This window comes from Microbispora sp. H10836 (genome assembly GCF_012999525.1).
Lineage (GTDB): Bacteria > Actinomycetota > Actinomycetes > Streptosporangiales > Streptosporangiaceae > Microbispora.
Genome location: NZ_JABBWU010000010.1, coordinates 112,222 through 138,122 on the forward strand (window position 1 = coordinate 112,222; position 25,901 = coordinate 138,122).

22 protein-coding genes are annotated in these 25,901 nt (G+C 71.7%); 11 read left to right on the forward strand and 11 right to left on the reverse strand.

The genetic code is table 11. The features are described 5' to 3' along the window. Positions 1-5 precede the first annotated feature (5 nt). The 3 genes from hppD to HHX30_RS19615 all read left to right on the forward strand — a co-directional run bounded on the left by hppD (position 6) and on the right by HHX30_RS19615 (position 3,325). On the forward strand, positions 6-1,109 hold the full coding sequence (gene hppD, locus HHX30_RS19605; protein ID WP_169983425.1) for a 4-hydroxyphenylpyruvate dioxygenase: 1,104 nt from the start codon (positions 6-8) through the stop codon (positions 1,107-1,109). A gap of 122 nt (positions 1,110-1,231) precedes the next feature. Next, complete coding sequence (locus tag HHX30_RS19610) at positions 1,232-1,738, forward strand: RDD family protein (protein WP_169983426.1); 507 nt, start codon at positions 1,232-1,234, stop codon at positions 1,736-1,738. A gap of 96 nt (positions 1,739-1,834) precedes the next feature. Further along, complete coding sequence (locus tag HHX30_RS19615) at positions 1,835-3,325, forward strand: M1 family metallopeptidase (protein ID WP_249350219.1); 1,491 nt, start codon at positions 1,835-1,837, stop codon at positions 3,323-3,325. Positions 3,326-3,452: 127 nt separating this feature from the next. Here HHX30_RS19615 and ilvA read toward each other — a convergent pair whose 3' ends face one another. Genes ilvA through HHX30_RS19630 form a run of 3 tightly spaced genes read right to left on the reverse strand, consistent with a single transcriptional unit; the run spans position 3,453 to position 6,962 of the window. Continuing rightward, positions 3,453-4,667 carry a threonine ammonia-lyase gene (gene ilvA / locus HHX30_RS19620; RefSeq protein WP_169983427.1) on the reverse strand — a complete coding sequence of 405 codons (1,215 nt, stop codon included), beginning with the start codon at positions 4,665-4,667 and terminating at the stop codon, positions 3,453-3,455. A gap of 28 nt (positions 4,668-4,695) precedes the next feature. Beyond that, complete coding sequence (locus HHX30_RS19625) at positions 4,696-5,664, reverse strand: ROK family protein (protein ID WP_169983428.1); 969 nt, start codon at positions 5,662-5,664, stop codon at positions 4,696-4,698. Further along, the gene (locus HHX30_RS19630) at positions 5,661-6,962 is read right to left on the reverse strand and encodes an FIST N-terminal domain-containing protein (RefSeq protein ID WP_169983429.1); all 1,302 of its coding nucleotides are present in this window, start codon (positions 6,960-6,962) and stop codon (positions 5,661-5,663) included. Before HHX30_RS19630 ends, HHX30_RS19625 begins: the two co-directional genes overlap by 4 nt. Positions 6,963-7,160: 198 nt before the next feature. Between HHX30_RS19630 and HHX30_RS19635 the strand changes: the two genes are divergently transcribed. From HHX30_RS19635 to HHX30_RS19650, 4 genes are all read left to right on the forward strand, one after another. Further along, positions 7,161-8,570 carry a sigma 54-interacting transcriptional regulator gene (locus HHX30_RS19635; RefSeq protein WP_169983430.1) on the forward strand — a complete coding sequence of 470 codons (1,410 nt, stop codon included), beginning with the start codon at positions 7,161-7,163 and terminating at the stop codon, positions 8,568-8,570. Next, entirely contained in the window at positions 8,567-10,546 is a 1,980-nt protein-coding gene (locus tag HHX30_RS19640; RefSeq protein ID WP_169983431.1) for a VWA domain-containing protein, read from the forward strand. Before HHX30_RS19635 ends, HHX30_RS19640 begins: the two co-directional genes overlap by 4 nt. 511 nt (positions 10,547-11,057) lie before the next feature. Further along, the gene (locus tag HHX30_RS19645; RefSeq protein WP_169983432.1) at positions 11,058-11,492 is read left to right on the forward strand and encodes a hypothetical protein; all 435 of its coding nucleotides are present in this window, start codon (positions 11,058-11,060) and stop codon (positions 11,490-11,492) included. A 67-nt stretch (positions 11,493-11,559) separates the two neighbouring features. After that, positions 11,560-12,777, forward strand: a complete 1,218-nt coding sequence (locus tag HHX30_RS19650) for an MFS transporter (protein WP_169983433.1) — start codon at positions 11,560-11,562, stop codon at positions 12,775-12,777. 30 nt (positions 12,778-12,807) lie between these two features. Here HHX30_RS19650 and HHX30_RS19655 read toward each other — a convergent pair whose 3' ends face one another. Both HHX30_RS19655 and HHX30_RS19660 read right to left on the reverse strand, forming a co-directional pair. Further along, on the reverse strand, positions 12,808-13,947 hold the full coding sequence (locus HHX30_RS19655) for a cystathionine gamma-synthase (protein ID WP_169983434.1): 1,140 nt from the start codon (positions 13,945-13,947) through the stop codon (positions 12,808-12,810). Positions 13,948-14,064: 117 nt separating this feature from the next. Then, complete coding sequence (locus HHX30_RS19660) at positions 14,065-15,435, reverse strand: cystathionine beta-synthase (RefSeq protein WP_169983435.1); 1,371 nt, start codon at positions 15,433-15,435, stop codon at positions 14,065-14,067. 120 nt (positions 15,436-15,555) lie between these two features. Between HHX30_RS19660 and HHX30_RS19665 the strand changes: the two genes are divergently transcribed. The 3 genes from HHX30_RS19665 to HHX30_RS19675 all read left to right on the forward strand — a co-directional run bounded on the left by HHX30_RS19665 (position 15,556) and on the right by HHX30_RS19675 (position 19,323). After that, positions 15,556-16,530, forward strand: coding sequence for an SGNH/GDSL hydrolase family protein (locus tag HHX30_RS19665; protein WP_169983436.1), 975 nt, complete (start codon positions 15,556-15,558; stop codon positions 16,528-16,530). 47 nt (positions 16,531-16,577) lie between these two features. Then, positions 16,578-17,942, forward strand: coding sequence for a PQQ-binding-like beta-propeller repeat protein (locus tag HHX30_RS19670; RefSeq protein WP_169983437.1), 1,365 nt, complete (start codon positions 16,578-16,580; stop codon positions 17,940-17,942). 163 nt (positions 17,943-18,105) lie between these two features. Further along, positions 18,106-19,323 (forward strand): acetyl-CoA C-acetyltransferase, encoded by a 1,218-nt coding sequence (locus HHX30_RS19675; protein ID WP_169983438.1) that lies wholly within the window; start codon positions 18,106-18,108, stop codon positions 19,321-19,323. A 48-nt stretch (positions 19,324-19,371) separates the two neighbouring features. Here HHX30_RS19675 and HHX30_RS19680 read toward each other — a convergent pair whose 3' ends face one another. From HHX30_RS19680 to HHX30_RS19690, 3 genes are all read right to left on the reverse strand, one after another. Further along, on the reverse strand, positions 19,372-19,782 hold the full coding sequence (locus tag HHX30_RS19680; RefSeq protein WP_169983439.1) for a PPOX class F420-dependent oxidoreductase: 411 nt from the start codon (positions 19,780-19,782) through the stop codon (positions 19,372-19,374). A gap of 160 nt (positions 19,783-19,942) precedes the next feature. After that, a complete protein-coding gene (locus HHX30_RS19685; protein WP_169983440.1) occupies positions 19,943-20,161 on the reverse strand; it encodes a DUF4287 domain-containing protein in 219 nt (72 codons plus the stop codon). A 185-nt stretch (positions 20,162-20,346) separates the two neighbouring features. Beyond that, a complete protein-coding gene (locus tag HHX30_RS19690; protein ID WP_169983441.1) occupies positions 20,347-21,132 on the reverse strand; it encodes a Bax inhibitor-1/YccA family protein in 786 nt (261 codons plus the stop codon). 414 nt (positions 21,133-21,546) lie between these two features. Here HHX30_RS19690 and HHX30_RS19695 point away from each other — a divergent pair, with 414 nt between their 5' ends. After that, the gene (locus tag HHX30_RS19695; RefSeq protein WP_169983442.1) at positions 21,547-23,052 is read left to right on the forward strand and encodes a cell wall metabolism sensor histidine kinase WalK; all 1,506 of its coding nucleotides are present in this window, start codon (positions 21,547-21,549) and stop codon (positions 23,050-23,052) included. 7 nt (positions 23,053-23,059) lie between these two features. Here HHX30_RS19695 and HHX30_RS19700 read toward each other — a convergent pair whose 3' ends face one another. The 3 genes from HHX30_RS19700 to HHX30_RS19710 are packed head-to-tail and all read right to left on the reverse strand — an operon-like array spanning position 23,060 to position 25,647. Continuing rightward, complete coding sequence (locus tag HHX30_RS19700; RefSeq protein WP_169983443.1) at positions 23,060-24,031, reverse strand: asparaginase; 972 nt, start codon at positions 24,029-24,031, stop codon at positions 23,060-23,062. Then, positions 24,028-24,855 (reverse strand): Clp protease N-terminal domain-containing protein, encoded by an 828-nt coding sequence (locus HHX30_RS19705; RefSeq protein ID WP_169983444.1) that lies wholly within the window; start codon positions 24,853-24,855, stop codon positions 24,028-24,030. Before HHX30_RS19705 ends, HHX30_RS19700 begins: the two co-directional genes overlap by 4 nt. Before the next feature lie 54 nt (positions 24,856-24,909). Further along, on the reverse strand, positions 24,910-25,647 hold the full coding sequence (locus tag HHX30_RS19710) for a trypsin-like serine protease (RefSeq protein WP_311922634.1): 738 nt from the start codon (positions 25,645-25,647) through the stop codon (positions 24,910-24,912). Between the last annotated feature and the right edge of the window lie 254 nt (positions 25,648-25,901).

Genomic DNA, 25,901 nt, shown 5'->3' on the forward strand with positions numbered 1-25,901 from the left:
GTCACATGAACGATGTCTTTCCGGTTCACGGCATGGACGCGGTGGTCTTCGCGGTCGGCAACGCGAAGCAGGCCGCCCACTACTACTCGACCGCCTTCGGGATGCGCCTGATGGCCTACCGGGGGCCGGAGACGGGCAGCCGCGACGAGGTGGCGTACGTCCTCGCGTCGGGCTCGGCGCGGTTCGAGTTGCGCGGAGCCGTACGGCCGGGCACGCCGCTCGCGCGGCACGTGGCCGAGCACGGCGACGGCGTCATCGACCTCGCGCTGGACGTGCCGGACGTGGAGGCGGCCTACCGGCACGCGCTGGAGAACGGCGCCCGGGGGCTGGAGGAGCCCCACGTGGTCGAGGACGAGCATGGCAAGGTCGTCGTCGCGGCCATCGCGACCTACGGCGAGACCCGGCACACGCTGATCGACCGCGCCAACTACACCGGCACCTATCTGCCGGGATACGTCGCGGCCGAGCCCATCGTCGCGCCGCCCGCGGTGAAGAACGGCCGGCTCTTCCAGGCGATCGACCACTGCGTCGGCAACGTCGAGCGCATGGAGGAGTGGGTGGAGTTCTACGAGAAGGTCATGGGCTTCACCAAGATGGCCGAGTTCATCGGCGACGACATCGCCACCGAATACTCGGCGCTGATGTCCAAGGTCGTCGCGGACGGCACCCGCAAGGTCAAGTTCCCGCTGAACGAGCCCGCCGAGGGCAAGAAGAAGTCCCAGATCGAGGAGTTCCTCGAGTTCTACGGCGGCCCGGGCGTGCAGCACATCGCGCTCGCCACCAACGACATCCTCACGACCGTGGACGCCATGCGCGAGGCGGGGGTCGAGTTCCTCGACACGCCGGACTCCTACTACGACGACCCGGAGCTGCGCGCCCGCATCGGCGAGGTCCGCGTGCCGGTCGAGGAGCTGAAGAAGCGCCGCGTCCTCGTGGACCGCGACGAGGACGGCTACCTTCTGCAGATCTTCACCAAGCCGGTGGTGGACCGCCCGACCGTCTTCTTCGAGCTCATCGAGCGGCACGGGTCCCTCGGCTTCGGCAAGGGCAACTTCAAGGCGCTCTTCGAGGCCATCGAGCGCGAGCAGGCACGCCGCGGCACCCTCTGAACTCAGGTCGTGGCCGGCGGATCAAACCCTGCACGGTCGCGACGGGCAGCATTTGCCAGACACTCCCCAGCCTTTGCGCCTGCCCGGCTTTGACCGAAGGGCGGCGGGGTGACCATTCAGCCATGGGAACACCGCCGCCTCCGGGAAGCCCGTACGAGGAACCGAGGAGTCCCTGGACACCCCCGCCCTTCGGGCAGACGGCGCCGCGGCTCGCCGGCCGCTGGCGCCGCCTGTTCGCCGGGATCCTGGACGCCGTGCTCATCGGGCTCGTCACCTCGCCGCTCACCTGGGACGACTGGCGAGTCGTGTACGAGGGCACGACGGGGGCCGTGGCCCGGTTCCCGGTCGGCAACGGTCTCCTCGTCGGGCTGATCGGGTTCCTCTACTACTGGCTGCTCCAGTCGTTCTGGAACGGCCAGACGGTGGGCAAGAGGCTGTTCGGCATGCGCGTGGTGCGGGAGACCGGTGAGCCGGCCGGCCCCGGGCCGATCGCGGTGCGGCAGGCGGTGGAGATCGTGCTGGGCTGGTTGTTCTGCCTCGGGCTGGTGAACCTCGCGTGGATCCTGTTCGACCGCAGGAAGCAGGCCCTGCACGACAAGGCCGCCCAGACGCTCGTCGTGGACGCCTGAGACGGCCGCCCCCGCGGCGCAACCCCTGCGAGCAGGGAAAACACGCGGCGTCAGTACCCGGACCACCTCGCCGCCTCGCATAGAGTTGCCAGACATATGGCCACGCATCGTCTTCCTCCGTTCTCCATGCCGACCAGGACGCCGACCGGCAGGCCGATCACCGCCCTGATCTGCGCGGTGGCCGTCGGAGCCGCCACGGCCTGCGCGCCGTCCCAGGGCGCGGTCGCGCCGTCCCCGGCCGCGGCCGCCCCCGCGTCAGCGGGTGTGGGCCAGTCGACCGGCACGCTGGGCGCCCCCGGCATCGGCGACCCCGACTTCCCCGGCGACGGCAACGGCGGCTACGACGTCCGGCACTACGACCTCCGCCTGTCGTACGACCCGTCGTCCAGGAAACTCGCGGGCAGCGCCACGATCGAGGCGAAGGCCGTGCAGGACCTCACGTCGTTCGACCTGGACCTGCACGGGCTCACCGTGAGCCGCGTGTCGGTGGACGGCGCGGCGGCCTCGTTCAGCCGCAGCAAGGACGAGCTCGTGATCGAGCCGGCCCGGCGGATCCGGAACGGCGACGGGTTCGCGGTCACGGTCGACTACTCCGGCGTGCCGGAACCGATGCACGACTCCGCCAACCTCGGCCGGTACGGCTTCATCGCCACCCCGGACGGGGCGTTCGTCACGTGCGAGCCGAACGGCGCGAAGACCTGGTTCCCGTCGAACGACCATCCCGCCGACAAGGCGACCTACGACTTCCAGATCACCGTGCCCGAAGGGCTGACCGCGATCGCCAACGGCGAGATGGCCGGGACGCCGCGGACCGCTGCGGGCAAGACGACGTTCGTCTGGCGGGAGAAGCACCCGATGGCGAGCTACCTCGCCACGATGACGACCGGCAAGTTCCAGGTCCGCACCGGCACGAGCGAGAAGGGCCTGCCGATCTACGCCGCCGTCGCCGACTCCTTCCGCGGCTCGCTGGACACCCTCTTCACGCAGACCGGGAAGATCACCGACTACTGGTCGACCGTCTTCGGGCCGTACCCCTTCTCCTCCACCGGCGGCGTGATCGACGACTACGCGGCGGGGTACGCGCTGGAGAACCAGACCAAGCCCATCTACGGCGGCTTCTCGCCCGAGCCCGCGATCATCGCGCACGAGCTCGCCCACCAGTGGTTCGGCGACAGCCTGAGCATCGGGCGCTGGCGGGACCTGTGGCTGAACGAGGGCTTCGCGACGTACGCCGAATGGCTCTGGGCGGAGCACACCGGCCAGTACACGGCCGATTCGGCCTTCCGGCGCTACTACGAGAACGCGGCGGACCCGATGTGGACCTATCCCCCGGGCGCGGCCCGCGCCGACGACCTGTTCAGCGCCGCCGTCTACAACCGCGGCGCCATGACGCTGCACGCGCTGCGCCGGGAGATCGGCGACCAGAAGTTCTTCCCGCTGATCAGGGCGTGGGCCGACGCCCACAGGCACGGCAACGTCACCACGCAGGAGTTCGTCGCGCTGGCCGAGCGCGTCTCGGGCAAGGACCTCAAGGGATTGTTCGACGCCTGGCTGTTCCAGCCGAAGCGTCCCGCCCCGGTCACCTGACCGTCCACACCGGGGGACGGCCCTCGCTCCGCTCCGGTCACCCGGCCGGCCGGTGGACCGCGAGATTCCAGCCGATGTCCACGGCGTCGCCCGGCCTCAGGTTCGGCCCCTGGCCGCCGCGGCCCGATCAGGAGAACAGCAGCTTGTAGCCGTCCCGCCGCAGCGCGCTCAGCACCTCGTCGCAGTGCGCGGGGCCGCGGGTCTCCAGCTGCAGCAGGACCTCGGCCTCCTCCAGGTGCAACCGGGAGCCGAACCGCTCGTGCACCACGTCGAGCACGTTGGTCCCGAGGTCGGCCAGCCGGGCCAGCAGCGCGGCGAGCGCCCCGGGACGGTCGGTCAGCCGGATGCGGAAGGCGAGGTAGCGGCCCGCCGCCGCGAGGCCGTGCCGCAGCACCCTGGCCAGCAGCAGCGGATCGATGTTGCCGCCCGACAGCACGACGACGACCGGCGGCTCGAACGCGTGCGGCTGGTCGAGCAGCGCCGCGACTCCCGCCACCCCGGCTGGCTCCACCAGCAGCTTCGCGCGTTCGAGGCACAGCAGCAGGGCACGCGACAGCGACTCCTCCGACACCGTGACGACGCTGTCGACCAGGTAGTGGATCAGCTCGAACGGCAGTTCGCCCGGCCGCCCGACCGCTATCCCGTCAGCCATCGTGGACGTGGGCTCGACCATGACCGGACGGCCCGCGGCCAGCGAGTCGGGGTAGGCGGCGGCCCGCTCGGCCTGCACGCCCACCACCTTGATCCCCGGGCGCTGGGACTTCACCGCGAGCGCGACCCCGGCCGCGAGACCCCCGCCGCCGATGGGCAGCACGATCGTGGCCGTGCCGGGAAGCTGCTCCAGGATCTCCAGGCCGACCGTGCCCTGCCCGGCGACGACGTCGGGGTGGTCGAACGGGTGGATGAACACCGCACCGGTCCGGTCCGCGTGCTCCCTGGCCGCCCGCAGCGCCTCGTCGACCGTGTGCCCCGCGAAGACCACGTCCGCGCCGTACGCCCGGGTGGCCTCCACCTTCGGCAACGGCGCGCCCTCGGGCATGTAGACGGTCGACTTGGCCCCGACCAGCGACGATCCCAGCGCCACGCCCTGCGCGTGGTTGCCCGCGCTGGCCGCGACCACGCCCCGGGCCCGCTCCTCCTCACTCAGGCGCGCGATCCGCACGTACGCCCCGCGGATCTTGAACGACCCAGCCCGCTGGAGGTTCTCGCACTTCAGATGCACCGAGCCGCCGACGATCTCGGACAACACCCGTGAATGCAGAACGGGCGTCAGCGCCGCCACGTCCGACAGCGACTCGCGTGCGGCGACGACGTCCTCGTACGTCACCTGTGGGACAGCCATGTGCCCATCATCACAGGTTCCGGCACTCTCAACGCTCCGGCGACCAGTACCTGTCGCCGGCCGCCACGAGCGCGGCGGCGCCGACGAGTCCGGCGTCCTGGCCGAGCGCGGCGGGCACGACCCGCGCCCGCCCGGCGAACCCCATGCGGGTGTGCTCCCGCAGCGCCTCCTCCAGTGGCGCGAAAAGCAGGTCGCCCGCCTGGCTGAGCCCGCCGCCGACGGTCACGAGGTCGAGGTCGCACAGGTTGACGGCGGAGGCGATCGCGACGCCCAGGGCGCGACCGGCGCGGGCCATCGCGGCCAGCGCGATCGGATCGCCGGCCGCGGCGTCGGCGGCCAGACGGCGCGCGGTGGCGGTGCCCTCCTCCTGGTAGAGCTCCCCACGCGTGACCGCGGCGTCCGGCGACCAGCCCTGTGCCAGCGCCCAGGCGGCGAGGCCGGGGCCGCGGGCGATCGCCTCCAGGCAGCCGTTGCCGCCGCAGCCGCACGGCGGGCCTTCGGGGTCGACCACCACATGGCCGATGTGACCCGCGTTGCCCGTCCCGCCGTCGATGAGCCTGCCGCCGAGGATCAGCCCGCCGCCGACGCCGGTCGACACGACCATCCCCAGCATGGCCGCACTCCCCTGCCCGGCGCCGCGCCAGTGCTCCGCGACGGCCAGGCAGATCGCGTCGTTGTGGATGCGGACCGGAACCCCGGGGAACCGCCCGGCCAGCCTCCCGCGCAGCGGGAAACCGCGCCAGCCGCCCATGTTGAGGGGCGAGACCTCCCCCTCGGGCCAGATCATGGGCCCGCCGCAGCCGACGCCCACGCCGGCGAGCGCGGCGGGCAGGTCCAGCCGGTCGAGCAGCGCGGTCAGCGTCACCCACAGCGTCTCGGCGTCGGCGCCCTGCGGGGTGGCGACCCGCTCGGCGGCCACGACCCGCCCGTCCGGATCCACCAGGCCGGCCGCGAACTTCGTGCCGCCGATGTCGACGGCCAGGATGAGGTCGCTCACGCGCCCGCTCCCGCGTCCCCGGGGAAGCCCGTACCCCCGGGGAACCCCGTGCCGCCGGGGAACCCGCCGGAAAAGCCCGTGCCGCCGGAGAACCCCGTGCCGCCGGAGAAGCCCGTGCCGCTGGACAGTTCCGTGCCGCTGGAGAAGACGAGCAGCGACGCGGTGAAGCCGTGGACGTGGTTGTGCCCGCCGACCGGCCCGACCTCGCCCGCGGCGAAGAACCCCGCCACCCCGATCGGCCCCAGCGTCTCGCGTACGGCGAGCGCGTCGTGGTCGGCCGAGTCGAACATGCCCGAGCCCCGGCCGTTGCAGGAGAACAGCAGCGCTCCCTCGACCCGGCCGGAATGCTCCCGCAGGTGCTCGTCGAGCAGTTCGTAGAGGTCCTCGTCGGCGGCCTCGGCGTCCCTGACCTGGAACCGCACCGTCCTGCCGATCTCGATCACGTCGCCGACGGCCACCGCCTCGCGCTCGGGGTCGATCCCGATGACCCCGCGGATGAGGAAGTCGCCGCGCTCGTGGCGCTCGGCGTACTCGTCCATCGCGATGCCGATCTGTAAGCCGGCGGCGACCAGGTCGCGGTCCTCCTCGTCGAGGGCGCTGACGATGTCCTCCAGGCGCGCCAGGGCGGGCTGGCCCGCGAGTTCCAGCAGCACGTTGTCCTCGGCGCGGGTGACGACCATGGACGGCCCGATCGGCCGGCAGCCCTGGCTCACGACGGTGCCGACGTTCACCTGGCCGCCGATGACCACGCCGATCGCGCCGGAGTCGTGGACCTCCCCGTTGGCGAACAACCGCACCGAGCCGCGGCCCTGGAGCCCGTTGGCCAGGCCGCCGACGATCGGCAGGGTGCCCAGCACCTCGTGCGAGTGCTCGATGAAGGCGTCCGTGGGGAAGCTGTAGGGGTCGGCGAGCAGGATCGCCGCCCGGTCGTCGGGGACGCGCTCCGGCAGCCCCACGACCACGAACCTGTCCTCCGTCCGGAGCGTCTCCAGGGCGAAGGTGTCGATCCTGGCCCCGCCGAGGGACGCCGCCCACGCGCTCACGGCGGAGGTCAGCTCCACGCCCTGGCCGTGCCCGATCACGCCGGTCGCGCTGCAGCCGATCACGTCGGCCCCGGACGCGACCGACATCGCCCGCTGACCGGCTCTGGCCACGTCGTCGGGGTCGTCACCGCAGATGAAGAAGCACACAAGGTCCGGCGGACCCGACAGGCCGGCCAACGCCTGGCGTACGGCCGTCTCGGCCGCTTCCACCAGGTTTGGGCCCACGGCGAGACCGTCGGCGAAGCGGCTCGTCATTACCGCCATAGTCTCGCCCTCTCTTCCTCCGCGACTGTTTCCCTGGGCCGATTCTCCCCACTGGACGGAGGTCAACGCACGGGCCGCCCGGGCAATTGGTCGCGTCTCCGTGCCGTGTTCCCCTGAGCCGTGTCTCCTGAACCGTGTCTCCGCAAACTCGGCTGCCGGATCATCCGATGGGGACGTAGGCTCGACTCCGTGCACAAATCGCCCACGCCTGCCCCCAGCACTCTGCGTGAACTGCGCGAGAGTGGACACCGATACCGAACGGTCAAGGCCGAGATCAGGGAGAACCTCCTGGCCCGGCTGCGGGCCGGCGAGGCCCGGTTCCCCGGCATCGTCGGCTTCGACGACACGGTCCTGCCCCACCTGGAGAGGGCGCTGATCGCGGGCCACGACCTCGTGCTCCTCGGCGAGCGCGGCCAGGGCAAGACCCGCCTGATCCGCACCGTCACCGGCCTGCTCGACGAGTGGTCGCCGGTGGTCGAGGGCTGTGAGATCAACGACCACCCGTACGCGCCGGTCTGCGTCCGGTGCCGCCGGCTCGCCGCCGCGCACGGCGACGACCTGCCGGTCGCGTGGAAGCACCGCGAGGACCGGTACGGCGAGAAGCTGGCCACCCCGGACACCTCGGTCGGCGACCTCATCGGCGACGTCGACCCCATCAAGATCGCCGAGGGCCGCACGCTCGGCGACCCCGAAACCGTCCACTACGGCCTGGTTCCCCGGACCAACCGGGGCGTCTTCTCCGTCAACGAGCTGCCCGACCTGGCCGAGCGCATCCAGGTGGCGCTGCTCAACGTGCTGGAGGAGCGCGACATCCAGGTCCGCGGCTACAACCTGCGGCTCCCCCTCGACATCCTGCTGATCGCCAGCGCCAACCCCGAGGACTACACCAACCGCGGCCGGATCATCACCCCGCTGAAGGACCGGTTCGGCGCGGAGATCCGCACCCACTACCCCCGCACGGTCGAGGACGAGCTGGTCCTGATCCGTCAGGAGGCCGACCTCGGCGGCCTCGGCGCGGACCTGCCCGACCACCTGGTGGAGGTGATCGCCCGGTTCACCCGCCTGGTTCGCGAGTCGACCGCGGTCGACTCCCGCTCGGGCGTGTCTGCCCGCTTCTCGATCGCCGCCGCCGAGACCGCCGCCGCCTCCGCCGTACGGCGGGCCGCGCTGACCGGGGAGGAGCGGCCCGTCACCCGCGTGTGCGACCTGCCCGGCGTGGTCCACACGCTGCGCGGCAAGGTGGAGTTCGAGGTCAGCGAGGAGGGGCGGGAGATCGAGGTGCTCGCCCACCTGCTGCGCCGCGCGACGGCCGAGACGTTCCGCGCCTCGCTCGGCGGCGCCGACCTCGCGCCGCTGCTGGACAGGTTCGGCGAGGGCGCGCAGGTGGAGTCGGGCGAGCTGGTGCCGGCCCACGAGCTGCTGCGCAGGATCGGCCGCGTCGAGGGCCTGTCGAAGATCATGGCACGGCTCGGCATGGGCGAGGGCGACGAGTCGCCCGGCCACGCCGCCGCGGCGCTGGAGTTCACGCTGGAAGGGCTCTACCTGATGCGCAGGCTGTCCAAGGACGAGACCGACGGCGCCGCGGTGTACCGGACGTGAGCTACTTCTACCGGGAGTACCACGACGGGCCGGATCCGCTGGCTCCGCCGTACGACGTGCGTTCGGCGCTGGACGAGATGGGCGACGCCGTCCTGTCCGGCTCGACGCCGCTCGACGCGCTGCGCGACCTGCTGCGGCGCGGGTTGCCGGGAGCTCCCGACCGCCGCGGCCTGGACGACCTGCTCCGCCAGGTGCGGCGGCGCCGCCGCGATCTGCGGGACAACACCCGGCTCGACGGCACGCTGGAGCGCGTGCGCGCCCTGCTCGACAAGGCGATCGGCCAGGAGCGGGCGGAGCTCCAGCGGGGGTCCGGGGGTCGTCCCCCGGGAGAACACAGTCCCGATCCGTTCGACGACGCCCGCTTCCGGGAGGCGATGCTCGACGCGCTCCCCTCGGACGCGGCGCGGGCGGTACAGGAGCTGGCCGACTACGACTGGCGCTCGGCCGCCGCCCGGCAGACGTTCGAGGAGCTGCGCGACCTGCTGCGCAGGGAGGTCCTCGACAGCCAGTTCCGCGGCATGCGCGACGCGCTGGCCAACCCCGACCCGGCCGCCATGGAACGGGTCCGGCAGATGATGTCGGACCTCAACGACATGCTGGACCGCGACGCCAGGGGCGAGCACACCCAGGACGACTTCGACCGGTTCATGCAGAAATACGGGGACATGTTCCCCGAGAACCCGCGGAACCTGGACGAGCTGGTCGACCAGCTCGCCCGCCGTGCCGCCGCCGCGCAGCGGCTGCTCGCCTCGCTCACCCCGCAGCAGCGCGAGGAGCTGGCCGGGCTGATCGACCAGACGCTGGAGCAGGCGGGCCTGGCCGAGCAGATGCGGCGTCTCGGCGACTCTCTCTACGCCCGCCGTCCCGACCTCGCCTGGGGCGCCCCCGAACGGGTGTCCGGCGAGCAGCCGATGGGCATGGGCGACGCCGTGACGGCCCTGCAGGAGCTGGCCGACCTCGGCGACCTGGAGACCGCGCTGCGCCAGGACTACCCCGGCGCCCGGCTCGACGACATCGACGAGGCCGCGATCCGGCGGGCGCTCGGCCGCTCGGCCGTGGACGACCTGGAGGCGCTGCGGCAGGTCGAGCGCGAGCTGGAGGCCCAGGGCTACCTGCGGCGCAACCGCGGCAAGCTGGAGCTCACGCCCAAGGCCGTGCGCCGCCTCGGGGAGACCGCCCTGCGCCGCGTCTTCGCCTCGCTCGACTCGGGCCGCCGCGGCGACCACGACCAGCGCGACGCGGGCACGGCCGGGGAGCCGACCGGCTCGACCCGCCCGTGGCGCTTCGGCGACGAGCAGCCCATCGACGTCGTCCGTACGGTCGTCAACGGCGTACGGCGGGGCGGGGGCGCGCCCGTGACCCTGTCGGTGGACGACTTCGAGGTCGTGGAGACCGAGCGGCGCTCGGCGGCGGCCGTCTGCCTGCTGGTCGACCTGTCCTACTCGATGGCCCTGCGTGGCACCTGGGCCGCGGCCAAGCAGACCGCGCTCGCCCTGCAGGCGCTGGTCGCCTCGAAATTCCCCCAGGACGCGGTGCAGATCATCGGGTTCTCGAACTACGCCCGGGTGCTGCGGCCCGACGAGCTGGCCGGGCTCGAATGGGACATGGTCCAGGGCACGAACCTGCACCACGCGCTGCTGATCGCGGGCCGGCACCTCGACCGCCACCCGGACTTCGAGCCGGTGGTCCTGGTGGTCACCGACGGCGAGCCGACGGCGCACCTGATGCGCAACGGCGTGCCGCGCTTCGAGTGGCCTCCGTCACAGGAGACGCTGACGCTGACGCTCGCCGAGGTCGACAAGATGACCAGGCGGCGCGCGACGATCAACGTCTTCATGCTGGCCGCCGACGACCGGCTGCGGGAGTTCGTGGACGAGGTCGCCCGGCGCAACGGCGGCCGCGTCTTCTCCGCCAGCGCCGACCGCCTCGGCGAGTACGTCGTCAGCGATTTCCTGCGCGCCCGCCGCACCCGCTGATCGTGGGGCCGTCCGCACGCCGCGCCGGGTTCCCGCTCCTCGGGCAGAAGGCCGGGTTCCCGCTCCTTGGACAGAAGACGGACCGGTAGGCGGTTCGCCGCCTGCCGGCCGGGCATGGCTAAGCACATCGGCGCGGCCCCGGGGCGCGTCCCGGGGCCGCAGGACTGACGGGGACCGGGAAAGCACCGGGCGTCGGGCGTGAGCGGGGAGACGGACGGCCGCGGCCGGGGAATCGATAATCGATTGCCGACCGGGTTGCAATCGGCGGACGATAGACAGGCATCCCCTGTTCGCGCTGGTCGTTCCACATGCCAGTGGAAGGAGCGCTCCCATGTTCGCAGCGGTCGGCCTCGTCGTCCTCATGGTCCTCACCACAGTGCTGTTCGAGATGGCGGTGCACAACCGCCCCCGTCGCCGGAAGTAGCTCCCTGGCGCCCCGGCGTCCGACGCGCCCACGACGAGCGCGTCCGGGCGACTGCGGGGCCGATCAGTCAGGCGATAGCCTCTGCCCATGTCGCCTCTCGACCACCTGCTGCTGTGGCTGCACATAGGGTTCGCGATCTTCGCGCTCGGTCCGCTCACGGCGGTCACGAGCGTCACCCCGCGCTACATCCGGGCGCGCGATCTGAGCGTGCTGCGATACCTGCACCGCGCGACCCGGCTGTTCGGCCTGCTCACGATCGGGGTCTTCCTGTTCGGCCTGTTGCTGGGCCGCAGCGCGCTCGGCGCGCCGTACCTGTCGGTGTCGATGACGTTGTTCGTCGTCGGGGCCGTCCTGCTGGTGATCGTCGAGCGTGACCAGCGTACGGCCATCGCGGCGCTGTCCAGCGAGTCGACGGCGGACGACGCGAAGGTGCAGACCGGGCGGATCGCGGCGCTGGCCGGGATCAGCGCCCTGATCTGGCTCGTCGTCCTCTTCCTGATGGTCTTCTTCAACCCGTCATAAGCATTCCCTCTTTTCGCCGAATGTCCGGTAGAACGTCTTTGGCCGGAATCGGGGGAAAGAGGGGCTAGTGCACCTTACGACGCAACGCCGTGCGGCGTGGGCGCTGGTCGCCCTCGCCGTCGGCGCCTTCACCTACGTCACCGCCGAGGTCCTGCCCATCGGGCTGCTCACGGTGATGGCGGCCGACCTGGACCGGTCGCCGTCCGAGACGGGCCTGCTCGTCACCGGGTACGCCGCGGTCGTGGTGCTGGCCTCGCTGCCGCTCACCCGGCTGACGCAGCGGGTGCCGCGGCGGAGGTTGCTCACCGCCACGCTGGCCGTGTTCGTCGCGGGGATGCTGCTGACCGCCGTGGCGCCGAACTATCCGACGCTGCTGGCCGCCCGGCTGCTGGTCGCGGCCACCCAGGCGCTGTTCTGGTCGGTCGCGACCCCGGCCGCGGCGGCGATGTTCCCCCCGGAGATCCGGGGACGCGCGATCGCCCGGATGTCGATCGGCAGCGCCCTCGGGCCCGTCCTCGGCGTCCCGGCCGGCACCTGGCTCGGCCAGCAGGTCGGCTGGCGGGCCGCGTTCGCCCTGGCCGCCGCCGTCGGCCTGATCACGTGCCTCACTGTTGCGGCGCTGATGCCCGGCCGCCGGCAGGCGGACGGCGGCTCCGACGGCCACGAGCCGGGCCGCGGCGCGACCCCGGACGCCCGCCGCTACGCGCTCCTGATCGTCGCCACCGTCATCGGGGTGGGCGGCTACCTGACCGCGTACACCTACATCACGCCGTTCCTGCTGGAGTTCGGCGGGTTCGCCCCGGCCGCGCTCAGCCCGCTGCTCCTCGCGTCCGGGATCGCCGGAGTCACGGGGACGATCGTGGTCGGCCGGCTGCTCGACAGCCGGCCCAGGACCGCTCTGGTCGGGCCGCTGGCCCTCATCACGTGCGCGCTGCTGGGTTTGTATGCCTTCGGCGCCGTGCGTCCGGTGGCGGTGGTGGCCCTGTGCGTCACCGGCATGTCGTTCAGCGCGCTGGCCGCGGCCATCGCGAGCCGCGCGCTGCAGGTGGCCCCGGGCAGCACCGACATCGCCTCGGCCGGCAGCGGCTCGGCCTTCAACATCGGCATCGCGGGCGGCTCGCTGCTCGGCGGCGCGCTCATCGATCACTCCGGCGTCCGCAGCGTGACCGTGGCCGGCGCCCTGCTGACGGCCACGGCCCTCGCCGCCCTGCTGTGCGAACGGTGGGTGGCTCCCGCCCGCCACCCCGCGCCGGAGCCCGCGGCCCCGGCGCGGAGCGCCCAGTAGACAGGGCGCGGAGCGGGCGTTGGACGGTCGTCAGCCGAGGGCCTCGGAGAGGTCGGCCAGGAGGTCGTCGACGGTCTCGATGCCGACCGACAGACGGACCAGGTCCGCGGGGACCTCCAGCGGCGACCCGGCGGCCGACGCGTGGGTCATCCGGCCGGGGTGCTCGATCAGCGACTCGACGCCGCCGAGGGACTCCCCGAGTGTGAACAGCTTGGCGCGGTTGCAGATCTCGACGGCGGCCTCCTCGCCGCCCTCGACGCGGAACGACACCATCCCGCCGAAACGCCGCATCTGCTTGGCTGCGACCTCGTGGCCGGGGTGCTCGGGCAGGCCCGGATAGAGCACCTGGACGACCTTCGGGTGCGACAGCAGCAGGTCGACCACGCGCTCGGCGTTGTCGCAGTGCCGGTCCATCCGCACGCCCAGCGTCTTGAGGCCGCGCAGCGTGAGCCAGGCGTCGAACGGCCCGGCCACCGCGCCCATCGCGTTCTGGTGGTAGGCCAGCCGCTCACCGAGGTCGGCGGACCGGGTCACCAGCGCGCCGCCGACCACGTCGGAGTGGCCGCCGACGTACTTGGTCGTCGAGTGGACCACGACGTCCGCGCCCAGGCTGAGCGGCTGCTGCAGGTAGGGCGAGGCGAAGGTGTTGTCCACTACGAGCACCGCGCTCCCGTCGTGCGCGACGTTCGCCAGCGCGGCGATGTCCGCGACGTTCAGCAGGGGATTGGTGGGCGTCTCCACCCAGATCGCCTTCGTTTCCGGCCGTACGGCGGCGCGCACCGCGTCGAGGTCGCCGAGCGGCACCGGGTCGAAGGTGACCCCCCATTCCTGGAGCACCCGGGAGAACAGCCGGTAGGTGCCGCCGTACGCGTCGTCGGGGATCACCACGTGGTCGCCGGGCTTGCAGACGGTGCGCAGCAGCGTGTCCTCGGCGGCGAGGCCCGACGCGAAGGCCAGCCCGCGCACACCACCCTCGACGGCGGCCAGCGCCTCCTCGAGGGCGGTCCTGGTCGGGTTGGCCGACCGGCTGTACTCGTATCCCGCCCGCAGGCCGCCCACGCCGTCCTGCTTGTAGGTGGACACGGCGTATATGGGAGGAACGACGGCGCCCGTGTGCGGGTCCGCCTCCTGGCCTGCGTGGATGGCGAGCGTCTCGAAACCATGGTTCATGGCGTCGAGCGTAGCCGCCCGGCCCGCCTGGTCCCGGCGGACGCGGCTGTGGCCGACCCAGCCGTCGGCCCAGGCGTCGGCCCAGTGGTTGGGTCAGTGGTCGGGTCAGTGGTCGGGTCAGTGGTTGGCGAGGAAGGCCAGCAGGTCCTGACGGGTGACCATGCCCACCGGCTTGCCGTCGTCCAGCACCACGGCGGCGTCGGCCTTCTCCAGCGCCTCGACCGCCCGGGCCACCGGCTCACCGGACCCGATCATGGGCAGCGGCGCGGACATGTGGCCGCCGATCTCGTCCTCGGACCGCACCCGGCCGCGGTAGAGGCCCTCCAGCAGGTCGCGCTCCACGATCGAGCCGATGACCTCGGCCGCCATGACCGGCGGCTCCTCCTTCATGACCGGAAGCTGGGAGACGTTGTACTCCCGCATGATCGAGATGGCGGTGCCGACCGACTCGTGCGGGTGGACGTGGACGAACTCGGGCAGCCCCGGCGTCTTGCGTCCCAGCACGTCGCCGACCAGGCCCTCCTCGCTCGACGTGGTGAGGAAGCCGTAGTCGGCCATCCACTCGTCGTTGAAGATCTTCGACAGGTAGCCGCGGCCGCCGTCCGGCAGCAGCACGACCACGACGTCGTCGGGCCCGGCCGCCTGGGCCACCCGCACGGCCGCCACCACGGCCATGCCGCACGAGCCGCCGACGAGCAGTGCCTCCTCGCGGGCGAGCCTGCGCGTCATGCCGAACGAGTCCTTGTCGGAGACCGCGATGATCTCGTCGCAGATCGCGGTGTCGTACGTGGCGGGCCAGATGTCCTCGCCCACGCCCTCGACGAGGTACGGACGGCCGGTGCCGCCGGAGTAGACCGAGCCGATCGGGTCGGCGCCGATGACCTTCACCCGGCCGCCGGAGACCTCCTTGAGGTACTTCCCGGTCCCGCTGATCGTGCCGCCGGTGCCGATTCCGGCGACGAAGTGCGTGATCCTGCCCTCGGTCTGCTCCCAGATCTCCGGGCCGGTCGAGTGGTAGTGGCTCGCCGGGTTCTCGGGGTTGGAGTACTGGTCGGGCTTCCAGGCGTTCGGGATCTCACGGGCCAGCCGGTCCGACACCGAGTAGTACGAGTCGGGGTGGTCGGGCGAGACGGCGGTCGGGCAGACCACGACCTCCGCGCCGTACGCGCGCAGCACGTTGATCTTGTCCTGGGCGACCTTGTCCGGGCAGACGAACAGGCAGCGGTAGCCCTTCTCCTGCGCCACGATGGCCAGGCCCACGCCGGTGTTGCCGGAGGTCGGCTCGACGATCGTGCCGCCGGGCTTGAGCTCGCCGCTCCGTTCGGCCGCCTCGATCATCCGCACCGCGATCCGGTCCTTCACCGAACCGCCGGGGTTGAAGTACTCCACCTTCGCGAGGACCTGGGCGGGCGCGCCCGCCGTGACCTTGCGCAGCCGGACGAGCGGGGTGTTGCCCATCAGCTCCACCAGCGAGTCGTGTACGCGCACCGCGATGACCACCTTGTTTGCCGAAGCTTGTCAGCCTGCCGTCAGCCGGGGTTCCGATAGGGGTGGCCGGAACTCGGCTAATTTCTCCCTCAAACCGTACCGTGAGCATGGGGAGGACGGGTGATCCGGACGTCCGGCGCGGTGCGTGCCGCCCGCCGCATCGCCACCGCCGCCGCCGTGGGCGGAGGCGGGCTCACGGCCCTGGGAGCCGTGACGTACGGCCTGCTGATGGCCGAGGCCATCGTGGCCCGGCGGATCGTGGGACAGCCGCACGGCCTCGACGGCCCTCGGGCCGACGGCGTGTACGGCGCCTTTCCCGGAGAGCCCATCCGGATGGCCGTGCTCGGCGACTCCACCTCGGTCGGCCTCGGCATGACCCGCCCCGAGGACACCCCGGCCGTCCGGATCGCGTACGGCCTCGCGGCGGTGGCGGAGCGCCCGGTGCGCCTCACCGTGGTCGGCCAGTCGGGCGCGGCGTCGGTGGACCTCGGCGTCCAGGTGGACCGCGCGCTGGAGGACCGGCCGGAGATCGCGGTCGTCTTCGTGGGGGCCAACGACGTGACCACGGCCACCCTGCCGGCCCGGGCCGTACGGCACCTGCAGAAGACGGTGCGCCGGCTGCGCGAGGCCGGCGTGGAGGTGGTCGTGGGGACCTGTCCCGACCTGGGCACCGTACGCCCGCTCGCGCAGCCGCTCCGGTGGGTCACCCGGCGCTGGTCGCGGCAGCTCGCCGCGGCCCAGACGGTCGCCGTCATCGAGGCGGGCGGGCGGACCGTGGCGTTCGCCGACCTGCTCGGGCCCGAATTCGACGCGAACCCGGCCGAGATGTTCGGGCCTGATCGTTTTCATCCATCTGCCCGAGGCTACCTACAAGCCGCGTACGCAGTGCTACCGTCTGTATGCGCCGCGTTGGGGTTGTGGCCCGAGCCGGAACCCGTGCGCGTCGAAGGATCGCAATACCTCTTGGCCGCAATGGCCGTGGAGGAACCCGGCACCGAGGTCACCGCGACCCGTGTCGCCGGCCGGGCTGTCGGCCCCCACGGACGGTGGGCGGCGCTGCTCCGCCGGAGACCCGGGCCGCTTCCGAACGCCTGAGGCCGGTCACCTACCGCGGCCGGGCCATCACCCCCTGTAGGAGCGAAATGATCCGGCCCCAGGTGAACCACGTGAAACCCGCTCTGGCCCTCGCCGCGACCGCCCTGCTGACCGGCGGCGCCCTCACCGGCTGCTCCGGCGGCGACGAGGCCGCCAAGGACTACCCGGCCTGGCACAACACACAGGTGAACGCGGTCAGCCGGGCCACCACGGGAGGCGGCGTCGCGGCGGCCACCTCGATGCGGCCCGACGGCTCCCTGGAGACCGTCGCGCTCGACCTCGCGACCGGCCGCCGGCTGTGGGCGCACCCCGCGACGATGGTGGGACGCCTCCCCGGCATGGGAGTGCAGGCTCCCGCGACCGTGGAGACCGGCGGCGGGCAGGCCGCGGTGGTCGCGCTCGACCCCGCCGCCGACCGCAAGGGCGCCACGCTGGTGGCCAGGGACGCCCGCACCGGACAGCAGAAGTGGGTCAGGCCCGTGCGGTCCACCTTCGGGCCGCAGCGCTGCGGGCCGTACGTCTGCGTCTCCGAGGACACCGCGCTCTCGTCCGCCCGCGTCGTGGTCCTCGACCCCCGTGACGGCGCCGTGAAGTGGCGCCTGCCCGGCATCGCCGAGGTCGAGTGGTCCGACACGAGCAAGGTCGTCCTGCTCAGACTCGCCTCCCACCCGGTGCTGGAGGCCCGCACGATCAAGGACGGCAAGACCGTCTGGCAGCTGCCGATCGAGCAGGCCCTCGGCCCGGGCGTCGACCTGAGCGGAGGCTGGGCCTTCGGCGCGACGGGCGACAAGATCATCGGATACGTCGCGCCGTACACCAACCCCCAGACCAAGGAGACCTCGACGTTCGGCCTGTTCTCCGCGCGTCTCACCGACGGCGCCGTCGACTGGATGCGGCCGTCCGTCGTCCGCGTCTACCCCAGCGGCAACCCGGCGTACGCGCCGGTCGTCCGGCCGGTCGACGAGCAGGGCCAGTACGGCGGGTTCGCCCGGCTCGACGCCGAGACCGGACGGGTCCTGGGGCAGATCACGCCCACGCAGGTCCCCGGCACCGGCTGGTGGCTGGCCTTCCCTCCCGAGATGAACAAGCTCGGCTTTCTCAAGCGCGACGCGCCCGGCTCGGTCTTCGACCTCAGCACCGGCGAGCCGACCCCGGTGAGCGGCGCGACCGGGTGGTCGTTCTGCGTGACCGACCCGAAGCCGCTGCCGCTGCGCGGCATGACCCCGGGGTTCTACTCGATCGCGGCGCTGTGCGAGTTCGACCTGGCCACGGGCAAGCGCAGGGACTCCTCCTCCGCTCCGCCCTCCTGGTTCACCGGCGGCCAGAACGGCTGGCGCCTGTGGCGCGACGAGAAGGGCGCCCTCCACGCCGTCAACGACGGCACCGCCACCACCCCCGGCATGTACGGCTGATTGCCGAGCGGCCCGACGGCGAAGCGGGCAACACTGTGCATTAGTACAAAGTTCTGGTGAGTGGGGTCCGGGGCGTGGCGGGCGGCGTACCGAAGGGTAACCTCCGGGGAGGAGGCCCCCCGAACCCTGGGTGGAGGGGCCCGAGATCAGGCAGGAGAGTCACATGCCCGAGGCAGTCATCGTGGCGACCGCGCGGTCACCGATCGGCCGCGCCTTCAAGGGGTCACTCAAGGACATCCGCCCGGACGACCTGACCACGCAGATGATCCGCGCCGCACTGGCGAAGGTGCCGCAGCTGGACCCGAACGACGTTGACGACCTCATGCTGGGCTGTGGGCTCCCCGGCGGCGAGCAGGGCCACAACCTGGGGCGCGTGGTGTCCGTGCTGCTCGGGCTCGACAACGTGCCGGGCACCACCGTGACCCGTTACTGTTCCTCCTCCCTGCAGACGACCCGGATGGCGTTCCACGCCATCAAGGCGGGCGAGGGCGACGTTTTCATCTCGGCCGGCGTGGAGACGGTCTCCCGCTTCGCGCACGGCAGCTCCGACATGCCGCAGGCGCAGAACCCGCTGTTCGACGAGGCGAAGGCGCGGACGGAGGAGACCGCGAAGGGCGGGGCCCCCGTGTGGCACGACCCGCGCGAGGACGGCGTGCTGCCGGACGTCTACATCGCCATGGGCCAGACGGCCGAGAACGTCGCGGCGCTGAAGGGCGTCTCGCGGCGTGAGCAGGACGAGTTCGGCGTGCGCTCGCAGAACCTCGCGGAGAAGGCGATCGCGAACGGTTTCTGGGAGAGCGACATCACCCCGGTGACGCTCCCCGACGGCACCGTGGTGAGCAAGGACGACGGCCCCAGGGCCGGCACGACGTACGAGGCGGTCTCGCAGCTCAAGCCGGTCTTCCGGCCGGACGGCACGGTGACGGCGGGCAACTGCTGCCCGCTGAACGACGGCGCCGCCGCGGTGATCGTCATGAGCGACACCAAGGCCGCCGAGCTGGGCATCACGCCGCTCGCCCGGATCGTGTCGACCGGTGTCACCGGCCTGTCCCCCGAGATCATGGGGCTGGGCCCGATCGAGGCGTCGCGGCAGGCCCTCGCCCGCGCGGGCATGTCGATCGGCGACGTCGACCTGGTCGAGATCAACGAGGCGTTCGCCGCCCAGGTGATCCCCTCCTACCAGGAGCTGGGCATCGACGTCGAGCGGCTCAACGTCAACGGTGGGGCGATCGCGGTGGGCCACCCGTTCGGCATGACCGGCGCCCGCATCACCTCCACGCTGGTCAACAGCCTCCGGTTCCACGACAAGTCGATCGGGCTGGAGACCATGTGCGTCGGCGGCGGCCAGGGTATGGCGATGGTGCTGGAGCGGCTGTCCTGAGTGACGGGGTTGACGCCGGTCCCGGCCCGCGCCGGGACCGGCGCCACGTCAGCCGTGGTAGTCGGGGCCGGCGCGGGTGGGTTCGACCTGGATGATCACGCGCTTGTCCCGGATCATCACGGCGCGGTAGTCGTCCCAGTCCGGGTGCTCACCGCTGATGTCGCGGTAGTACTGCACCAGATGCTCCATCGCGTCCGGCAGCGAGATGATCCGAGCGGTGCCCTCGATCTGCATCCACTCGCCGTAGAAGGCGTCGGTCATCACGGTGAGCACGACCTGGGGGTTCTCCCGCAGGTTGCGGGTCTTGACGGCCGTCTCGCGACTGCTGATCACGATATGGCCGTCCTTGTCGCAGCCGACGGTCACCGGGGAGGTCTGCGGTCGTCCGTCCGGATACCGGGTCAGCATGACCGCTCGGTGGTTCTTCCTGACGAACTCACGCGCCTTGTCGAGATCCATAGAACAATGATGCGCCCGCACCGGACCGGTGCGGGCGCTCACTGCTGCTCGAGGTGCTCAGTGCTGCTCGAGATCGAGAGCCGAGCGCTGCTGCTCGGCGGGTCGCTGCTGGTGCTGTGTGCGCGGGAAGGCACTGCCCCCTCCCGCGCTCCGATGTTCGCTAGAAGCGACGACGCCGCTCGTGCTCGAGGACGATCGCGGCGGCGTAGCCGTGGCTCAGCCCGTGCTCGTCGGCGAGCCAGTTGGCCCGCTCGTCACAGCGTAGGAACGACGGGCCGTTGTCGATGGCTTCGAACCACTCTGGGAGTTCTCGCCCGGTTATGGACGGGACACGGGCGATCAGCTTGTTCTGGGTCTCCGGTGAGTGGTTCAACGACATGGGCACCTCCACGGAAAAGGCGGCTTTGTGTCACGATGCATCACCGGTCCGCGATTGACAAGCCCTCAGCGGCATAGATTTGTTACAAGATGTTGATCGAAAGTTACGGTGTCGATCACCGGATCCTGCTATAGCACGACAAAGGCGCCGCCCCCGAAGGAACGGCGCCCCTTTCGCTCGTACGGCTAGTCGTTGCTCGTGAAGTAGCTGATGAAGCGGAGGATCTCCAGGTAGAGCCAGACGAGGCTCAGGGTCAGGCCGAACGCCATCAGCCACGAGTAGCGCTCCGGCACGCCGGCCCGCACCCCCTGCTCGATCTCACTGAAGTCGAGCAGCAGGAAGAAGCAGCCCAGCAGGATCATGGCGGCGCTGAAGATCCAGCCGATGGGGCTGTCGGTGCGCAGGCCGAGGCCACCGCTGACGAAGATGCTCGCGATCCAGTTGATCAGCATCAGGCCGACCGCGGCGAACCCGGCGGCGAGCACGAACTTGGCGAACTTCGGCGTCGGCCGGAAGATCTTCAGTGCGTACACCGCGAGCGTGCCGCCGAAGGCCATCATCGTGCCGAGCACGGCCTGCAGGACGATGCCGCTGTAGAGGGTCTCGTACATGTGGCTCAGCACACCGATGGCGATGCCGTAGCACACGGAGTAGCCGAGGATCAGCGCGGGGTTCGTGCTCTGCTTGAACGACACGATGAGCCCGAGGATCAGGCCCACGATCATCGCCGGCGCCGCGAGCCCCCAGCCGAGGTTGAAGTACCAGGCCAGGGCCGCCGACACGACGAGCGTGCCGAGGGTCATGAAGCCGCGCACCACGACGTCGTCGATCGTCATGGTCCGCGCTCCCGGGGGAGCGTACGAGGGCGTGGCGTACATCTGGTTCAGCTGCTGAACGCTGGGCGTCGGCCCGGCCCACGCCTGCTGACCAGCCGCCCCGCGCCGACTGAATATGGGGTTCTTACTCTCCATTCGCTTCCTCCAGGACGCGACTCACTGATCAGCCGCTGCGCGGCCTAGTGGGGATGGTGCCCGAGGAGCGGTGCCCCCACAAGTGGGAGCGCCACTCCACCACAGTGGGAACGATCAGGATTCCGCGGGAGTTCCCGCCGGCACCCAGGTAAATACGCCGGTCCTCGCCAAGCAGAGTACCAACTTGAACGGTTCCTTTACTTGATGACTTCAAGTCTAGTGCTAACGTGGTGCGGAGCCGAGAAGTAGCGGCCTGACCAGGCAGAACGCCCTAGTGACCACTCCGCCTGCCGTTGCGAGCCTCTCATCCCGAAACAACCGGCACAGCGAGCCGTCCGGACGGCCACCTCGATCACACGGATACCGCCGCCCGCCCGGAGTGCCCAGGGAAGTGCCATCGCAAGGAGGACGGCGATGAACGTCAGCGGCCCAGCGTTACTGCGGCGGTTCCGGCCTCATTCCATCCGAGGGCGTATCACCGTCCTCGTCACCGCTCTCGCCACCCTGCTGCTGATCCCCACCGGGATCCTGGGCAGCGTGCTGGCCAGGCAGGCGTTCGCCACCGCGGTCTGGCTCGACGCGCGGCAGGAGGCCGCGCTCACGGCCGCCGCATGGCGCACCGGCCATCTGCGGGACATCATCACTCCGCAGGTGGCCGGGATCAGTCTGGTCCAGGTGGTGGCTCCGAACCGGCGGGTGCTCGCCGCGTCGCCCGCCGCCCGGGGGATACCTCCGATGAGCTCCTTCTGGCCGTCTCAGCAGGATCCGATGCAGGACCTGCAGGCCTGTGCGCACGACGGGATCGGCTGCCTGCGCCTGTCGGCGCTCCGGGTGACGCCCGGGCCCGACTCCCCCGTCGTCTACGCGGGACGTCCGATCGACGGCTTCACTCCCGTCGCGATGTTCGACCTGCTCTTCACCGTGGAGGTCGCCGCGCTCGTGCTGCTCACCGCCTGGGCCACCTGGAAGGTCGCCGGACGCACCCTGCGGCCCGTGGAGGCGATCCGCAGCGACCTGGCCGCCGTCAACGTGCACGACCTGGACACCCGGGTGCCCGTACCGACCGGGGACGACGAGATCGCGCGGCTCGCCCGCACCGTGAACAGCACGCTCGCCCGCATCGAGCAGGCGAAGCTGACCACCGAGCGGGCGTTGCGGCGGCAGCGCGAGTTCGCCGCGGACGCCTCACACGAACTGCGCACTCCGCTCGCCGGCCTGCGCACGCAACTCGAGGAGGCGCAACTGCATCCCGACGAGACCGATCTGCGGTCGCTGCTCCGGGACGCGCTGCTCGACGTGGAGCGGCTGGAAGTCATCATCGACGACCTGCTCCTGCTGGCGAAGGTGGGGGCGACCGCCCCCGACCGCAAACCCGTGGACGTCTCGGCGCTGGTCAGGGACGAGGTCGCCCGCCGGGCGGACCGCATACCCGTGCGCCTTCAGCTGGCGGACGGGGTCAGGATGCACGCCGCGCCGCGCCACCTCGCCCGCCTGCTGACCAACCTGCTCGACAACGCGCAGCGGCACGCCCGGAGCGTGGTCGAGATCGGGCTCCGGCGTGACGAGGGCTTCGTCGAGTTGTGGGTCGGCGACGACGGCCCGGGCGTCCCGGCACCCGAACGAGAGCGGATCTTCGAGCGGTTCGCGAGATCGGACACGGCACGCAGCCGGGGCCACGGAGGCACCGGACTCGGCCTGGCCATCGCCCGCGACATCGCCCGCGCCCACTGCGGCACGCTCGTGGCCGGCGAGTCGCCGTACGGCGGCGCCATGTTCGTGCTGTGCCTGCCGGTTTCCGGCTGCCCGCCGAACACCGACGCCACAGCCACGCACGCCGGGAGCCTCCGCGCCCCCAGCCCGTACGAGGAAGCCGCACAGCTGGAGATGGCGCCGGGACCGGTGAACGAGGGCCACGCATGACAGCGGGTCAGAGGCGGGCGAACCAGTCCCGTACGGCCTGCCGCCCGCCTCCGCCGAGCGCCACCATCAGGGCGGACCGGGCCTTCACGGCGGCCAGCCCGCGCGCCCCGATGGCGCCGACCTTCGCGGGCAGCCCCAGCCCCAGCGGCAGGTCCTCCAGCGCGACCGGCCGAGTGTGGCACCGCGAGGCGACCACCACGGGGATGTCCCACTCCGCCAGTTCGCCGATGGTCGCGTACAGGGTGACCGGGACGTTCCCGGCGCCGGTGCCCTCCAGCACGACACCCCTGGCGCCGGCGTCCACGACGGCCGTGAGGAGCACGGGATCCATCTCCGGGTACGTCTTGACCAGTGCGACGTGCGTCTCGGGCTCCCCCCGCGCGGCCGGGGGCCGTGGCGGCGGCGGGGCCGTCAGCTCGGCCCGCCCGTCCACCACCCGGCCGAGGATCGGCGCGGGAGCGGAGGACATGGCCGCCACGCCCGTCGCGTCGGTCATCGTGACCCAGCGGGCCGCGTGCAGTTCGTCGTTGACGCAGACCACCGCACCGGCGCCGCGGAGAGCGGGATCGGCGGCGGCGACCAGGGACGACGCCAGGTTGCGCGGGCCGTCGCTCGACAGCTCGTCCAGCCCGCGCACTGCGCCGGTCAGCACGATGCCGCCGCGCGTAGCGGCGGGCCCGGCGAGCAGGTCCGTGAGAAAGGCCGTCTCCTCGATCGTGTCCAGGCCGTGGGTGACGACCACGCCGTCGAACCCCTCGTCGAGCAGGGCCGAGCGGGCCCGCCGGGCCAGCCGCAGCATCGTGGAGGGCGAGGTGTCCCAGCTCGGCTCGGCCTGGACGTCCTCGGTCACCACCTCCACGCCGAGGTCGCCCGGCAGGGCCGCCAGCAGGTCGGCGGCCGTCGCGAGCCCGGGGCGGCGGGTGCGGCGGGCGTACGCCATGACGTCGCCCGTGGCGACCAGCAGCACGCGTCCGGTCACGAGGCACCGTCCTCGGCGGGCGCGGCGACGCCCGCGTGCTGCTCGAGCCGCTCGACGCGCCGCAGAAGCGGAGCGATCTCCTGCCGGACGACCGCCGCCACGATCTGCGCGGCGTTCTGCGGAACGTTCTGGGTGGCGCTCTGAGCGATGTCCTGAGAGGCGCCCTGTCCCTGGGCCCGCAGGTGGACGTAGCCGGCGAGCGCGGCGGTGACCGCGCGCCGCGTGAGGCGGGGCTCGGCGCCCCTGGCCCGCAGCACCTGCCCGGCGACCCCGTCGGGCTCCGTGACCAGGCCGAGCAGCAGGTGCTCGCACCCGATGTAGTTGTGCCCCAGCGCGTGGGCCTCGGTGACCGCCAGTTCGAGGGCGTTGGCCGCCGCCGTGTCGAAGCGGCTCGGACCGTCCTCCCGCGCTCCCCCGTCCCCGGCCTGCCCGGGACCCACCGCCCCGGCGGGTGCGGCCGACCGGTGGCTCGCGAGGTCGCGCTCGAGCAGAGCGGGCTCGATCTCGATCGCGCGCAGGACGTGGAGGGCGAGGTTCTGGCCCTCGGCCAGCATCGCGGCGAGCAGATGCTCGGTGCCGATGCCGGAGGCGCCCTCGGCCCTGGCCCGCTCCAGCCCCAGCCGGAGGACCGCGCGGGTCCTGGGCGTGAAGTGCGACAGGCGGGGGTCGTCGATCTCGAATTCGCCGAGGACGCTCTCCCGGATGGCGGCCACCCGGCGGACCGCCTGCTCCAGCGCGCGCTGGCAGATCGCGGACACCGGAAGCGCCGCCTTCTTGACCGCCTCCGCGAGATCGTCCGGCAGGTAGACGTTGATCTTAGGCATGCCCCATTGATACCCCCAATGGGGGCATATGTCTATAACCCCAATCTGGCGGCGTCAGGGGAGCGCGACGTACTCGCCGAGGAACTTCCGGGCCGATGGCGTGTCCAGGCGGTAGTCGAGGTTGGTGAACCGGCAGGCGTCGTCCACCCCGCTGATCGTCGTGGCCACGAGCAGCTTGGAGTCGGAGCCCCCGAGATAGTTGGGGCCTCCCGAGTCGCCGTAGCAGGTCCCGCCTTCCTCGCGCGAGGGGTTCGGCGACAGTTCGAGCCACCTGCCGCGGAGGCGCTTGAAGGAGATGGACGTCTGGCTGCGCGTGTCGGTGTAGTGGAACCGCCATCCGTGCGCCTTCTTCGTCGGGTCCACCGAGCCGTAACCGACCGGGGTGAACCGCGCGGTCTCCAGACTGCCGTCGGCCTCGAGCCGGTCGAGCAGGCCCAGAGAAGGCAGCGTGGCCGGCGTGATGCCGGGGACGGGGTCGGAGAAGACGACGACCGCCATGTCGTGAAGTTCGCTCTTGCCGGTGTAGCGCGGGTCGGGCACGTAGCGCCCGGTGTAGAGCTTGCCCCCGGCCTGGTAGTGCCCGGCGAAGGAGACCCGTGCGGTCTTCTGCCCCTCATGTCCGCAGTGGGCGGCCGTGAGGAAGACGGTCGGCGAGATGAGAGTGCCCGTGCAGTACGCCCAGGTGCCGTCGCGTTCCGGCTTGTCGCCGATGAGGGCGCCAACTTCCGGGTGATCCGCATGATCGACCGAGCCATGGGTGATGGCCGATGCCGGCGAGGCGGTACCCGCCACCAAACCGGCAAGAATCATGACAAAAGGGACAAAACGCATGCACAAATGTATCCGAGCATGGGTTCCGTATGGCAAACGCCCGGAGAAGATCTACCGCGTGCCCGTCAGGCCCGGGCTACGCGCGTCACCGGCTGCCCCGGCCGCGGATCACCGGCTTCTCGTGCTGGAACCACGCCCCGGCGCACCCTCTGAACCGGCGCAACCGCTCTTGGGCGCGCCCCTTGCCGTCGTCCCAGGCATGCATGGGGCACAAC

What these genes read in the sequence shown, in the direction of transcription:
- hppD (WP_169983425.1), top strand. Translation starts at nt 6, where the DNA reads ATGAACGATGTCTTTCCGGTTCACGGCATGGACGCGGTGGTCTTCGCG.
- HHX30_RS19610 (WP_169983426.1), top strand. Translation starts at nt 1,232, where the DNA reads ATGGGAACACCGCCGCCTCCGGGAAGCCCGTACGAGGAACCGAGGAGT.
- HHX30_RS19615 (WP_249350219.1), top strand. Translation starts at nt 1,835, where the DNA reads ATGGCCACGCATCGTCTTCCTCCGTTCTCCATGCCGACCAGGACGCCG.
- ilvA (WP_169983427.1), bottom strand. Translation starts at nt 4,667, where the DNA reads ATGGCTGTCCCACAGGTGACGTACGAGGACGTCGTCGCCGCACGCGAG.
- HHX30_RS19630 (WP_169983429.1), bottom strand. Translation starts at nt 6,962, where the DNA reads ATGACGAGCCGCTTCGCCGACGGTCTCGCCGTGGGCCCAAACCTGGTG.
- HHX30_RS19645 (WP_169983432.1), top strand. Translation starts at nt 11,058, where the DNA reads ATGTCGCCTCTCGACCACCTGCTGCTGTGGCTGCACATAGGGTTCGCG.
- HHX30_RS19655 (WP_169983434.1), bottom strand. Translation starts at nt 13,947, where the DNA reads ATGAACCATGGTTTCGAGACGCTCGCCATCCACGCAGGCCAGGAGGCG.
- HHX30_RS19670 (WP_169983437.1), top strand. Translation starts at nt 16,578, where the DNA reads ATGATCCGGCCCCAGGTGAACCACGTGAAACCCGCTCTGGCCCTCGCC.
- HHX30_RS19675 (WP_169983438.1), top strand. Translation starts at nt 18,106, where the DNA reads ATGCCCGAGGCAGTCATCGTGGCGACCGCGCGGTCACCGATCGGCCGC.
- HHX30_RS19680 (WP_169983439.1), bottom strand. Translation starts at nt 19,782, where the DNA reads ATGGATCTCGACAAGGCGCGTGAGTTCGTCAGGAAGAACCACCGAGCG.
- HHX30_RS19685 (WP_169983440.1), bottom strand. Translation starts at nt 20,161, where the DNA reads ATGTCGTTGAACCACTCACCGGAGACCCAGAACAAGCTGATCGCCCGT.
- HHX30_RS19690 (WP_169983441.1), bottom strand. Translation starts at nt 21,132, where the DNA reads ATGGAGAGTAAGAACCCCATATTCAGTCGGCGCGGGGCGGCTGGTCAG.
- HHX30_RS19695 (WP_169983442.1), top strand. Translation starts at nt 21,547, where the DNA reads ATGAACGTCAGCGGCCCAGCGTTACTGCGGCGGTTCCGGCCTCATTCC.
- HHX30_RS19705 (WP_169983444.1), bottom strand. Translation starts at nt 24,855, where the DNA reads ATGCCTAAGATCAACGTCTACCTGCCGGACGATCTCGCGGAGGCGGTC.